General features: G+C 63.4%; 17 protein-coding genes. 8 read left to right on the top strand and 9 right to left on the bottom strand.

Features of this window, described 5'->3' with window-relative positions; translation table 11 throughout:
• Positions 1-174, top strand: a complete 174-nt coding sequence (locus tag EN781_RS35815) for a DUF982 domain-containing protein (RefSeq protein ID WP_348631379.1) — start codon at positions 1-3, stop codon at positions 172-174.
• Positions 175-195: 21 nt separating this feature from the next.
• The gene (locus EN781_RS13795; protein ID WP_126055227.1) at positions 196-480 is read left to right on the top strand and encodes a DUF982 domain-containing protein; all 285 of its coding nucleotides are present in this window, start codon (positions 196-198) and stop codon (positions 478-480) included.
• 52 nt (positions 481-532) lie between these two features.
• Here EN781_RS13795 and EN781_RS13790 read toward each other — a convergent pair whose 3' ends face one another.
• The 3 genes from EN781_RS13790 to EN781_RS13780 form a co-directional block, all read right to left on the bottom strand.
• Entirely contained in the window at positions 533-1,432 is a 900-nt protein-coding gene (locus tag EN781_RS13790) for an ATP-dependent DNA ligase (RefSeq protein WP_127400062.1), read from the bottom strand.
• A gap of 208 nt (positions 1,433-1,640) precedes the next feature.
• Positions 1,641-2,015, bottom strand: coding sequence for a low affinity iron permease family protein (locus tag EN781_RS13785; RefSeq protein ID WP_126055225.1), 375 nt, complete (start codon positions 2,013-2,015; stop codon positions 1,641-1,643).
• Between the two features lie 179 nt (positions 2,016-2,194).
• Entirely contained in the window at positions 2,195-2,716 is a 522-nt protein-coding gene (locus EN781_RS13780; RefSeq protein WP_126055224.1) for a ferritin-like domain-containing protein, read from the bottom strand.
• A gap of 281 nt (positions 2,717-2,997) precedes the next feature.
• Between EN781_RS13780 and EN781_RS13775 the strand changes: the two genes are divergently transcribed.
• On the top strand, positions 2,998-3,717 hold the full coding sequence (locus EN781_RS13775) for a Crp/Fnr family transcriptional regulator (protein WP_126055223.1): 720 nt from the start codon (positions 2,998-3,000) through the stop codon (positions 3,715-3,717).
• A gap of 3 nt (positions 3,718-3,720) precedes the next feature.
• On the opposite strand, the gene EN781_RS13770 is transcribed toward EN781_RS13775, so the two are convergent.
• Positions 3,721-4,002, bottom strand: coding sequence for a hypothetical protein (locus EN781_RS13770; protein ID WP_126055222.1), 282 nt, complete (start codon positions 4,000-4,002; stop codon positions 3,721-3,723).
• A 6-nt stretch (positions 4,003-4,008) separates the two neighbouring features.
• The gene (locus tag EN781_RS13765) at positions 4,009-4,326 is read right to left on the bottom strand and encodes a DUF982 domain-containing protein (protein WP_126055221.1); all 318 of its coding nucleotides are present in this window, start codon (positions 4,324-4,326) and stop codon (positions 4,009-4,011) included.
• A 294-nt stretch (positions 4,327-4,620) separates the two neighbouring features.
• On the opposite strand from EN781_RS13765, the gene EN781_RS13760 reads away from it, so the two are divergent.
• Complete coding sequence (locus tag EN781_RS13760) at positions 4,621-5,592, top strand: SDR family oxidoreductase (RefSeq protein ID WP_126055220.1); 972 nt, start codon at positions 4,621-4,623, stop codon at positions 5,590-5,592.
• Between the two features lie 32 nt (positions 5,593-5,624).
• Here the strand turns inward: EN781_RS13760 and EN781_RS34325 are convergent, their stop codons facing one another.
• Positions 5,625-5,804: a hypothetical protein gene (locus tag EN781_RS34325; protein ID WP_126055219.1), complete on the bottom strand. Its 180-nt coding sequence runs from the start codon at positions 5,802-5,804 to the stop codon at positions 5,625-5,627.
• Positions 5,805-6,121: 317 nt separating this feature from the next.
• Between EN781_RS34325 and EN781_RS13755 the strand changes: the two genes are divergently transcribed.
• Positions 6,122-6,478 carry an SPW repeat protein gene (locus tag EN781_RS13755; protein WP_127400061.1) on the top strand — a complete coding sequence of 119 codons (357 nt, stop codon included), beginning with the start codon at positions 6,122-6,124 and terminating at the stop codon, positions 6,476-6,478.
• Between the two features lie 7 nt (positions 6,479-6,485).
• On the opposite strand, the gene EN781_RS13750 is transcribed toward EN781_RS13755, so the two are convergent.
• Positions 6,486-7,025 (bottom strand): hypothetical protein, encoded by a 540-nt coding sequence (locus EN781_RS13750; RefSeq protein ID WP_127400060.1) that lies wholly within the window; start codon positions 7,023-7,025, stop codon positions 6,486-6,488.
• Between the two features lie 6 nt (positions 7,026-7,031).
• Here EN781_RS13750 and EN781_RS13745 point away from each other — a divergent pair, with 6 nt between their 5' ends.
• Positions 7,032-8,495 (top strand): RtcB family protein, encoded by a 1,464-nt coding sequence (locus tag EN781_RS13745; protein ID WP_126055217.1) that lies wholly within the window; start codon positions 7,032-7,034, stop codon positions 8,493-8,495.
• A 115-nt stretch (positions 8,496-8,610) separates the two neighbouring features.
• On the opposite strand, the gene EN781_RS13740 is transcribed toward EN781_RS13745, so the two are convergent.
• Complete coding sequence (locus EN781_RS13740; protein ID WP_126055216.1) at positions 8,611-9,165, bottom strand: alpha/beta hydrolase; 555 nt, start codon at positions 9,163-9,165, stop codon at positions 8,611-8,613.
• 110 nt (positions 9,166-9,275) lie between these two features.
• On the opposite strand from EN781_RS13740, the gene EN781_RS13735 reads away from it, so the two are divergent.
• A complete protein-coding gene (locus EN781_RS13735) occupies positions 9,276-9,746 on the top strand; it encodes an Lrp/AsnC family transcriptional regulator (protein WP_126059122.1) in 471 nt (156 codons plus the stop codon).
• Here the strand turns inward: EN781_RS13735 and EN781_RS13730 are convergent.
• Positions 9,736-10,212, bottom strand: coding sequence for an Lrp/AsnC family transcriptional regulator (locus tag EN781_RS13730; RefSeq protein ID WP_127400059.1), 477 nt, complete (start codon positions 10,210-10,212; stop codon positions 9,736-9,738). The genes EN781_RS13735 and EN781_RS13730 overlap by 11 nt on opposite strands.
• Positions 10,213-10,367: 155 nt before the next feature.
• On the opposite strand from EN781_RS13730, the gene EN781_RS13725 reads away from it, so the two are divergent.
• Positions 10,368-11,037: tryptophan 2,3-dioxygenase family protein (locus EN781_RS13725; RefSeq protein WP_127400058.1), on the top strand; the 670-nt coding region annotated here is incomplete at its 3' end.

Below are 11,037 nucleotides of genomic sequence, written 5' to 3'. Positions count from 1 at the left end.
ATTTACGACACTGCGCTGCGAGCCTGCCAAAAGGCATTCGACAGCGATTACCCGCGAAACGCCGCAAGGGAGGCCTTCTGCGGTTTCGCAAAATCAGCCAAGGTTCTTGAAGAACTGAGCGCACCGCCGCCATGGATGGCCAGGGTCGGCGGCCGCGGTGGGCTAGCCGCTTGAAGTCTCGCGATGGAGGTCGCGATGCTCTCAAAGCCATTCGAAAAGCCGATCCGAGTTTGGGTTGGAATGGGTTTTCCCCGTCAGCTCAACACCGTGGTTGACGCATACCAGTTTGCCACCGATTGGTGCGGCAACAGTCCCGAGCAGAAAGCTGCCATCCGCGCGTGCAAGGCGGCACTGGTCGGAGACATCGACGCGGAGACGGCCAGGGGAATCTTTGCCGCCTTTGCCCGGAAGAAGGACATCCTTATCGAGGAAGGAAATATGCCGCCGCCTTATTGGAAGGCGCGGCCTTCGCACGTCTAGGCGGGTGAGGCGGCGGTCAACGTCGCCTCACCATACTTCAGAGCCTATTCCCCTATGACCGCCTCCAGGGTGACCCTTCCTCGCGGAAGTCCTGCAAGGACGCGTGGCGCAGGTCTTCCTCGCCACGGAGGTGCTTTACACGGCCAATCAGCCCTGGCCTTACCCATTGCGTCGCCGCCCGCCTCATGCCGTTCGGCGCCGTGCCTGCGTGCTCCTGGACGCGCTGCCACAAGCGTTCTCGCATTTCGCGGTTTAGAGTGATGAAGGCGCTGCCGACATAGCGCCCGGTGCCGCGCTCGGCCATGAGGGCGAAGGCAGGCTTGCCCGCCTCGCGCTCGACGCCGAGCAGCTCGTATTCGTCGATCGTGTAGCACTTGGCCTTGAGCCAGGCCGTAGAATTGCCGGAGCGATATTTGCTGTCCTTGCGCTTCGAAACCATGCCTTCAAGCCCGGCTTGCTCGATGAGATGAAAGATGGACTTGGCATCGCCCGGCAACGCTTGACTGAACTGGATGCGCCCGCCAGACGGGATCATCTCGGCCAGAATCTCGCGCCGGTCCTCCAGCGCGATGTCGCGGAGGTCGTGGCCATTGAGGTGGAGAAGATCGAAGGCGACGAAATAGAGGTCCTGTTGCCGACTGGTAATGGCCTTACGCAGCGCCTTGAAGTCGGACAGCCCAGCCTCATTCGTGACGATCACTTCGCCGTCGATGATCGCGTCCTCGGCCCCGAGCTCGCTCGCGGCGTTGGCAAGGTCGCGATATTTTGCAGTCCAGTCGAGCCCGCGGCGGCTGAAAATGCGCACACCGTCCACGTCCCGAACAATTTGGGAGCGGTAGCCGTCGAATTTAACTTCATGAATCCAGCCATCGCCTTCCGGTGGCTTGTCGACGAGCGTCGGCATCAACGGCTCGATAAATGACAACCGGTCGCCGCCGGCAAGCCTAGGCATTGGAACTCCCCATGCGAAACTTTGATTCAATATCGCATGGTCGCTTCGGTTCCGTTAGTGATTGCTAAAAAGCCCGCCGGCCGGAGCCAGCGGGAGAGGCCTTACTGGAGTAGCCAGGGCTGTGGCCCCTGGCAAAGTGCAAACCGCCCGCGTTTTGTTTCAGGACTGGGAACCCCGCCAACCCGCCGTCGACTGCAGCGTCCAGAAATCAGTAGGCGCGCTGCGGGCGCAGTTGAGCCTGCTTGGCCTCGGCGCACCGATTTCTGAACTCCTGCACCTCGGCTTCCGTGAGATGCTCGATGCCGATGAAGTCGTTCTTTCCCTGTCCGGACCGTATGAGTTCGTCGAGCTTCGCCTGTATGGCCGCACCGTCGCGGTTCTGGGTGTTCTGGATCAGGAACACCATCAGAAAGGTGATGATTGTGGTCCCGGTGTTGATGACGAGTTGCCAGGTCTCCGAAAAGGCGAACACCGGACCGGACAAGGCCCAGACGACCACGCAGGCCAAGCATGAGACGAAAGCCCAAGGGCGGCCCGCGGCATGGGCGACCGCCTCCGCGACACGGTTGAATATTCGTTCCAACCCCTAATCCTCCGCCTGATGCGCCATGCTCCATGGCGTCGTGCCAAAGCCAGAGCCGTCGGCAGCGTGTTGCGGCCGAGACGCCCGTTTGTTTTGTTCGGGGAATCCTTGTGATCGCGCGCGGCCCCGGCCTCGACCGGGACCGCGGTTGCGGGCGACCAGAGCGGGTGCCCGGCGGCTCAGGCTGCCGCCTGCAACGCCCGCTGGTTCGCGCCACTTTCGCCCAGCGCGCTCAGCGCCTCGTCGGTGGCGGACTCCTGCGCCAGCGTTTCGCGCAGCAACGGCACCGCGTCCTTGAGGCCCAGTTGCTCCGCCCAGGCGACCAGCGTGCCGTAGCGGGCTATTTCATAATGCTCGACGGCCTGGGCAGCCGCCACCAGGCCCGCGTCCAGCGCCGGCTCGTCCTCGTACTCCTCGAGGATTTCCGACCCTTCTTCAAGGATGCCGTCGATCGCCGGACAGGTCTTGCCCCTTGCGGCCTTGCCCATCAGTTCGAACACCTGTTCCAGGCGCTCGACCTGTCCCTCCGTTTCCATGCGATGCTTCTCGAAGGCCGCGCTCAGTTCCTTTGACTGGGCTGCCTTCGCCAGCTTGGGCAACGTCTTCAGGATCTTCTTTTCCGCATAGTAAATGTCCTTCAGGCCGTCCACGAACAGGCTCTCCAGGCCGTTCGCCGCGCCTGACGAATTCTTCCTTGCCATCACTTTGCTCCATCGGTTGATGCGCCTTGAGGGTGCAAAGGAAACGGCGCCCGTGAAATCGCAAGCGCCGCTTCCTTGCATCACGATAAGCGTGGCCGGGAACGGATGTTCCCTGCGAAATATTTCGTGAACCCAAGTCGTGGACGGCGCGCGGCGCGCGGGATCGCCGGGACGGCTCTCCTGTCGGCAAGTCTCCCGACGCGCATGCCTAGTCAGCCCGGCTGCAACCGGACGCCGGCTGCGGCGTTTGCTCTTGGCGGTGCACGCAGGATCGGAACCGAATGCTCGAATCCCTGTATCTGAACCTTGGCCAGCACGACGACCTCTCGGAGGCGGAAAAGGAATTGCTGGCGGGTGCCATCTCGACCGAAAGGCATGTCGCCACGGGGCAGGACATCGTTTCGGAAGGCTCGAGACCGACCCACAGCACCCTGATCCTCGACGGCATTGCCGCGCGCTACAAGGTGCTCGAGGATGGCGGCCGGCAGTTCACGTCCTTGCAGGTTCCGGGTGACTTCGTCGACCTTCACGCCTTTCTCCTGAAGACGATGGACCACGGCATCATCGCGCTGTCGCCATGCCGCGTGGCCGCCGCCGAGCACGGCAAGCTGCGCGCCATTACCGAGCAGGCGCCGCATCTGACGCGGCTTTTGTGGCTGGACACGCTCGTCGACGGCGCCATCCACCGGGAGTGGATCGTGGCCATGGGCCGGCGTTCCAAGACATCGCACCTCGCCCATCTCATTTGCGAGCTGTTCGTCCGCCTCCAGGTGGTCAAGCGCACCAGCGGGATGAGCTTCCAGCTTCCCTTGTCGCAAGCGGAGCTTGCCGATGTGCTCGGGCTGTCGGTCGTCCATATGAACAGGGTCATCGGCATGCTGCGCAACATCGGCCTGGTCAGCTGGTCGAGCTATACCGTGACCATCCTCGACTGGGATCTGCTGGTGGAGTTGGCTGAGTTCGACCCCACCTATCTCAGCATGAACCGGGAACCGAGATAGGCGTCACGGCGGATCGCGAAGCACCGACTTCCAGGCGGCGACCGACGCTATGTCGACGGTGACCAGGCCGCCGGCCTTGAACGTAACCCGGCCTCTGTCCTGGTCGACTTCGGTAATGTGACCGGCGATCATTATCGGGTCGCCGGCCTTGGCCCCGGCCGGCGGGTCGATGGCGAAAGGATAGTTGTGGGTCGGGATCCGCACCCGCGCGCGGCCGCTGCCGAGCAGCTTCAGGATGGTGGCGTTCACGATCACCTCGTCGCCGATGCTGACGTTCCAGGCCATGGGCGATCAGCCGGGTTTTCTGGGGGCCGCCGACTTGGCGCTGCCCGGCGCCCACAGCTCGTCGAGCATGACGAGCGCGGCGCTCCGGTCGCCGGGCCTCAGCAGCCCTTGCTCCGCCGCGGCCGTCTTGAACGCGTCGAAGGCAACAGCGGGTCGGCAGATCCCTGCGAGTGCGTCGTCCACCAGGCGGACCGCCACGACATAGGTCGCGGCGTCCTTATCCTTCCATGTCCTGGCGAGCGCCTTCTTGGCATCGGCGATGGACGACACGACCATCGAGCCGCCATCGGCGAACCGGATCGTCAGGGGCAGGAACAGACTCACGGCCGGTCACCAGGCGAACCACTCCCGGGTTCGCCATAGCAATCCGGCGAAGGGCGCGATCGTGAAGGCGACGACGCCCAGGGCCAGAAGGGGACTGCTCGCAAGAACCGGTTTCATCAGATGCCTCCACAAGGTCCCTCATTGCATCGACTACCATCGCGCGCCGGTCGTCGCATTTAACTTTGATATGCCGCGACCGGCGCCGAGGCCCGCGGGCGGCCGGTCCGGTGTTTCGACTTTGCCAACCTTTTCGAGCGGCAGACGTTGTCCTTATCGAAACCAGGAGACGAAGCGATGCTGACGAAATCCGACACATCGAAGGCGGCAGGCAGGCAGCGCCGCGTGCAGCGCAAGGTCGACGCCGATGACCGCCGCAAGGCCAAGGCGAAAGAGCCGGGTGCCATGCAGGCCGGGGCGCGCGAATATCCCGTGCCGCCTTTCCCGAAGCAGCATCATCCAAAACCCGGCGAGGAGTGGGCGATCGAGCCGGCGCCGCTCTACGACGCGCCGTTCTGGCAGGGCTCGAAGAAGCTCGACGGCAAGGTGGCGCTGATCACCGGCGGCGATTCCGGCATCGGTCGTGCCGTGGCGGTGCTGTTCGCGCGCGAGGGCGCCGATATCGCCATCGCCTATCTCAGTGAGGATCGCGACGCCGAGACGACCAAGCGCGCAGTCGAGGCCGAGGGCAGGCGCTGCCTGGCGCTGCGCGGCGATGTCGCCAGGCGCGCCTTCTGCCGCAAGGCGGTCGAGCAGACGGTGAAGGCATTGGGTGGCCTCGATGTGCTGGTCAACAACGCCGCCTTCCAGATCCATTCGACCGATTTCACCGACCTCACCGAGGAGCATTTCGACACCACGCTGAAGACCAATCTCTACGGCTATTTCCATATGGCGCAGGCAGCCGTGCCGCACATGAAGCCGGGCTCGGCCATCATCAACACCGGTTCGGTCACCGGCATCGAGGGTTCGAAGCATCTGGTCGACTATTCGATGACCAAGGGCGGCATCCACGCCTTCACGCGCGCTCTGTCGGGCAACCTGATCGGCAAGGGCATCCGCGTCAACGCGGTGGCGCCGGGCCCGGTCTGGACGCCGCTCAATCCGTCGGAAAAGGAGGCCGAGGACGTTTCCCAGTTCGGCGCCAAGACGCCGATGAAGCGGCCGGCGCAACCGGAAGAGATCGCGCCGGCCTATGTGTTCCTCGCTTCGCCGCAATGCTCCAGCTACATCACCGGCGAGATCCTGCCGATTGTCGGCGGCTATTGAGAGGAGGCTTGCCAGAGGTGGGGGTAGGGGGCCTAACCCTTGCGCTTGCCTTCGGACGGGGCCCTCACGCCGGCCTGCGCCTCGCGCATCATCTTCAGCGCTTCGTCGCGGGTCAGGCCGCATTTGCGGGCGAAGTAGGCAGCCTCATAGGCCTCGGCCGCGGAGGCGGGCGAGATCGCGGAAAGCATAGGTCTCGATTTCTTCTTGGCCATCGGTTCACGGCACCACAATTCGTTTAGTCAGCTAATATGGCAACTTTGTTTGCCAAGGCAAATTTCTGCTATTTGCCGAGCTGTTCCTAGGCGAACGCGCCGATGCCCCGGGGGTTCCCTGGAAAAAGCGACGCATCTCGGCGCCCGGCGCCGGGGAGAGATGGCTGCCGCCAGCGGCCCGGTCGCATGGAGGCAGCGGGCCGGTAAAGTGGCCTGAACCTTGAAGGATTTTGAAACGTAATTATATCAATGACTAAGCGTGCTCTGCACGCGAAACGTAGTGCTTTGGTCAAGCTTCATCTTCATGGAGGTTGTCTATGGCAATGATGATGGAAGGAAAGAGGGGCCAGGATTGGATCAATCTGGTCCTTGCGATCTGCCTGTTCATCTCCCCCTGGATCATCGGCTTCGCCGCTGAGACGATGCCCGCGTGGAACGCCTGGATTGTTGGCGTTGCGCTCGGCGCGTTGGCTTTGGCGACGCTTTCGGTGTTCGCGGAGTGGGAGGAATGGGTCAATCTCGTCCTCGGGCTTTGGCTGATCGTTTCACCCTGGCTGCTGGGCTTCATGGCAAACGCCAACGCGATGGCGACCCATGTTATCCTCGGCATTCTGGTGGTTGCCGTATCGGCCTGGGCGGTCTGGGATGTCCATCATCCGCACGCGCATGCGTGACGGGTGATTAACTGGGAGCCCGCCGCGCAAGCGGCGAGCTCCTTAAAGCAATTCCAGGAAAAGTGTGCAGCGGTTTTCCGTCTGGAATTGCATGAGAGAGAAGCAATTCCAGGAAAAGTGTGCAGCGGTTTTCCGTCTGGAATTGCGTGAAAGAGAAGCAATTCCAGGAAAAGTGTGCAGCGGTTTTCCGTCTGGAATTGCGTGAAAGAGAAGCAATTCCAGGAAAAGTGTGCAGCGGTTTTCCGTCCGGAATTGCGTGAAAGAGAAGCAATTCCAGCAATATCGGAGCATTGGCTGAACCGGCGGCTGCGGGCGCATCACGAATTGCTGCAACCGGAAAGCTTTTCGTGCATTCTTGGGAATGGCTTCGATGCTCCACCCGGAAGCGCCCGCGAAATGCTGCTCCTATTGCGGCGGCCGCGACCACAATTTCGAGGACTGCCCGAAGCGCAAGGCCGATGCCGAGAAGCAGAAAGAGGAGGCGCGCGCAGAGTTGGATCGCGCGCGCGAAAAATCTCCATCGAACTGATCGCGTCGGCGTCGTCATCTGATCATGGCATCGCCGCGTTACGGCGCGGTGGCGATTGTGCCGGCTGGTTCGCGCCGGCGCGATGTGGTATTCACCGCGCCTTTTTGGCGACGGGGAACGGCCGTGATTACCGGCAAGGATCTCATCCAGTGGGGTTTCAAGCCTGGGAAATGGTTTCCCGGGGCGATCGCCGATGCCCAGCGCATGGAGGGCGAGGGCAGGTCGCAGGACGAGATATTCGCCCATCTCCAGACGCTCATGCCGGTCGAGATGATGCCGCGCACCAACGCGCTGCCGTTCGGCGTTTTCCTCGAACCCGAAAATGATGTCGAGCGAGACAATCTTGGGCTGGTCGTGGAAGCGATGGACGCGCTTCTGCGTACGCCGACCGTAGTGTCAGGTGTCGTCATGCCTGACGCATGTCCGGCCGGCACCATTCCGGTAGGCGGCGTCGTGGCGACCAGGAACGCCATCCATCCCGGCTTCCATTCGGCCGACATCTGCTGCTCGATGGCCATCACCGTCTTCAAGCGCAACGACGACCCGAAGAAAATCCTCGACGCCGCCTTCGAGATCACCCATTTCGGTCCCGGCGGCCGCAAGGACCAGCGCGGCCGGGCGATGCCCGCCGAGCTTTCGGCGCGCTTCAAGGCCAACCGGTTCCTCTCCGACGTGACAGCGATCGGCGACAGCAATCTCGGCACGCAGGGCGACGGCAACCACTTCCTCTATGTCGGGCATCTGCGCTCGACCGGACAGCCGGCGATCGTCACCCATCACGGCTCGCGCGGCCCGGGCGCCATGCTCTACAAGCGCGGCATGGCGGTTGCCCGCCGGCATACCGCGATCGTCTCGCCGAAGACGCCGCCGGGTGCCGCCTGGATCGAGGCCGACACGCCGGACGGCCGGGCCTATTGGGACGCGTTGCAGGTCATTCGCGAATGGACCAAGCAGAACCATTTCCGCATCCATGACCGCATCCAGGCCAAGCTCGGCAACCAGATCGCCGACCGCTTCTGGAACGAGCACAATTTCGTCTTCCGTCGCGACGACGGGCTTTTCTACCACGCCAAGGGGGCGACGCCGTCCTTCGACGGCTTTTCGCCGGACGATGACGGCCGCACGCTGATCCCGATGAACATGAGCGAGCCGATCCTGATCGCCGGCCATGCCGACAAGAAGGCGGCGCTCGGCTTTTCACCGCACGGCGCCGGCCGCAACATGAGCCGCACGCGCTATCTGCGCGAGGTGATCGGCAGCCGCGACTTCGACGATGTGGTGAAGGCCGAGACGAACGGGCTCGACATCCGCTTCTGGCTCGGCACGCCGGACCTGTCGGAACTGCCGGCGGCCTACAAGAGCGCGAGCCAGGTGGTCGGCCAGATCGAGCGGCACCGCCTTGCAACGATCGACGACTTCGTCGACCCTTACGGCTCGATCATGGCGGGCGACTGGCAGAAAGACATGCCCTGGCGGGACAGGAGGTGAGTGGCTCGTGAGTGCCTGCGGCCATCCTCCGGTGCCCCGGAGGCGGTAGCGATGACTTCAGCACCCCGTGCGCTTCGCCGCCTTGCTCAGGTCATCGTTCGTCGGCTTCCGCCAACTAGGCCCCTGCCGTCTCCCTTTGCACCTCGCTAGCGAAAGCCGCCAGCAGTTCCATTCCCTCGGCCCAATCACCAAGTCCGCTGTCGCCATTGATGTGGCCGAGTGTGCCGGCAACATGCAGGCCGCTTCCCCATTGCGCGGCCTTTGTCCCGGCATACTCCAGCGAGCCATAGGGATCGTCGCTGCTGGCGACGATGAGCGAGGGGAAGCGAAGCCGCCCTGCCGGCGTGCCCGCGAAGCTTCGTGCCGAGGCCGGAAAGGCCTCGCTTGCCGGGTCGGGAACCGCGACCAGGAAAGCCCCGGCGACCGCACGCCGCGAGACCTGCTGCCAATGCGCGACGAGCAGGCAGCCGAGGCTGTGGGCAATCAGGACGGGCGGGGCATTCGCCGCCGCCACCGCAGCGTCGAGGGCGCCGATCCAGTCGTCGAGGTCCGGCTGCTCCCAACTCGCCGGGCTGAAGCGGCGCATCGCTGGGTTCGCCCGCTGCCAGCGCGTCTGCCAGTGTGCTTCGCCCGAGCCGCCAATGCCGGGCACGATGATGAATTCGCTCATGGACCGCCTTTCCTGCCGATGCAATACCGGCAATTCTAGGCCTTCCTCTGGCCGAGGGAATGAGAGATCATCGGAAAGCAGGCAAGAATTCCGATGGATTGAAGGCAAGCATGGCAAACGGCGAGGCAAGACCGAGGCTCGACCCCACCGACATGGCGATCGTGGAGATCCTGCAGGAGGACGGCCGCATCGGCATTTCCGAGCTTGGCCGCCGCGTCGGCCTGTCCCAGCCCGCCACCTCCGAGCGGGTGAAACGGCTGGAGGAGCGCGGCATCGTCGCCGGCTACCGGGCGGTGATCGAGCCCGCGGCGCTTGGGCTCGGCACCATGGCCGTCATCCGCCTGCGCACCACGCATGAGCACATCCAGTCCTGCCTGAAGAAATTCGCGCAGATGCCTGAGGTGATCGAGGTGCTGCGGGTGACCGGCGAGGACTGTTTCCTGGTCAAGGTCGTCGTCCCGTCGCCGCCCGATCTCGAGGCAATCGTCGACGGCATCGGCCGCTACGGCGCGGTGACGACGAATGTGGTGCTGCGGGCCGAGCCGCCGAAGCGGCTGGGGCGGGACCTCGTTATGCGATGAGGCGCAGCGTATGCGCCGCCGCGTTGGCGAAGGAAATATCCCCCTTGATCTCACGCATCGCCATCGAGGTTATGGTGCGCCGCACGCCGGGTAGGCGGCTCAGCTCCTCGCGCAGCATCCGGTCGAGCGCCATCATGTCAACCGTCACGATCTGCAGGAGGTAGTCGGCCTCGCCGGTGGTGGCGTAGCAGCGCCGGATCAGCGGATGTCTCTGCACCGCCGCCTCGAAGGCGTCCGACACCTCGAAGTCAATCGACACCTGGATGAAGGCCTCGATGTCGAAGCCGATCCTGGCCGGATCGATGCGGGTGGAATAGCCGCGGATGACGCCCGCTTCCTCCAGCGCCTTTACCCGCTTCCAGCAAGGCGTCTTGCTGAGGCCGACCTCCTCGGCCAGTTCGCCAAAGGAGATGCGCGCGTCGCGCTCGAGTGCGGCGACGATCTTGCGGTCGAGGGCATCCAGCATCAATCGTTCTCCAGATTTCGCTCTAAATAGGACAGTCGTCCTTCAAATCGCGCCATTTGGATAACAAAAAGGAACAATGTTCAAGCGAAAAGCCCTATCCTGGTCTCAGTATCCAACGAATGGCCCGCATCGCGGCCCGGGCAAGGGAGAAGAACATGCTGAAGTCCGAATACCACGCCCGCATCGAGGCGCCCGAGATGCGCGACTACGGTGTCTATCTGCAATGCGACAAGCTTCTCCAATGCCAGAAGCCGCTGGCCGATATGGTCAATGCCGACGAACTGCAGTTCCAGATCGTGCACCAGGTCGAGGAGCTGTGGATGAAGCTCATCGCCTACACGCTGGCCGACGTCCTCGATTACCTGGTGAGAGAGGATACCCACCGGATCGTCACGCTGATGGGCCGGGTGCACCGGCTGATGCGGCTGATGACGGCACAGCTCGACGTGCTCGAAACCATGTCGCCCAAGGAGTATCAGCAGATCCGCCTGCAGCTCGGCAATGGCAGTGGCCAGGAATCGCCAGGCTTCAAGCTGCTCTTGCGCATGCCGCCGGACCTCTGGCGGGCCTTCAAGGCCTCATACCTCGATGGCCGCGGGCTGACCGTCGCGGATGTCTATGACGCGCGCTACGACCATGGCGACGCCTACGTCGTCGCCGAGGCGCTGATCGAGTTCGACGAGCTGTTCCAGAAGTTCCGCGCCAACCACCTCTATCTTATCCACCGCTCGATCGGGCTCGGCTCCAGATCGCTGAAGGGTCGCCCGGTGGAGATGCTGGAAGGCGGCGCCCGCCACCGTTTCTTCCCCGAGCTATGGGACATAC

Source organism: Mesorhizobium sp. M4A.F.Ca.ET.090.04.2.1 (genome assembly GCF_003999085.1).
Lineage (GTDB): Bacteria > Pseudomonadota > Alphaproteobacteria > Rhizobiales > Rhizobiaceae > Mesorhizobium.
The sequence above is the reverse complement of the archived record's forward strand: the minus strand, read 5'-3'. Positions and strand labels throughout refer to the sequence as shown.

Bases quoted from the DNA above. Each gene is read 5' to 3' on its own strand.
- EN781_RS13795 (WP_126055227.1), top strand. From the start codon at position 196: ATGCTCTCAAAGCCATTCGAAAAGCCGATCCGAGTTTGGGTTGGAATG.
- EN781_RS13745 (WP_126055217.1), top strand. From the start codon at position 7,032: ATGGCATCGCCGCGTTACGGCGCGGTGGCGATTGTGCCGGCTGGTTCG.
- EN781_RS13730 (WP_127400059.1), bottom strand. From the start codon at position 10,212: ATGCTGGATGCCCTCGACCGCAAGATCGTCGCCGCACTCGAGCGCGAC.
- EN781_RS13770 (WP_126055222.1), bottom strand. From the start codon at position 4,002: ATGGCCTGGAACGTCAGCATCGGCGACGAGGTGATCGTGAACGCCACC.
- EN781_RS13755 (WP_127400061.1), top strand. From the start codon at position 6,122: ATGGCAATGATGATGGAAGGAAAGAGGGGCCAGGATTGGATCAATCTG.
- EN781_RS34325 (WP_126055219.1), bottom strand. From the start codon at position 5,804: ATGGCCAAGAAGAAATCGAGACCTATGCTTTCCGCGATCTCGCCCGCC.
- EN781_RS13750 (WP_127400060.1), bottom strand. From the start codon at position 7,025: ATGACGACGCCGACGCGATCAGTTCGATGGAGATTTTTCGCGCGCGCG.
- EN781_RS13760 (WP_126055220.1), top strand. From the start codon at position 4,621: ATGCTGACGAAATCCGACACATCGAAGGCGGCAGGCAGGCAGCGCCGC.
- EN781_RS13735 (WP_126059122.1), top strand. From the start codon at position 9,276: ATGGCAAACGGCGAGGCAAGACCGAGGCTCGACCCCACCGACATGGCG.
- EN781_RS13775 (WP_126055223.1), top strand. From the start codon at position 2,998: ATGCTCGAATCCCTGTATCTGAACCTTGGCCAGCACGACGACCTCTCG.
- EN781_RS13790 (WP_127400062.1), bottom strand. From the start codon at position 1,432: ATGCCTAGGCTTGCCGGCGGCGACCGGTTGTCATTTATCGAGCCGTTG.
- EN781_RS13740 (WP_126055216.1), bottom strand. From the start codon at position 9,165: ATGAGCGAATTCATCATCGTGCCCGGCATTGGCGGCTCGGGCGAAGCA.
- EN781_RS13780 (WP_126055224.1), bottom strand. From the start codon at position 2,716: ATGGCAAGGAAGAATTCGTCAGGCGCGGCGAACGGCCTGGAGAGCCTG.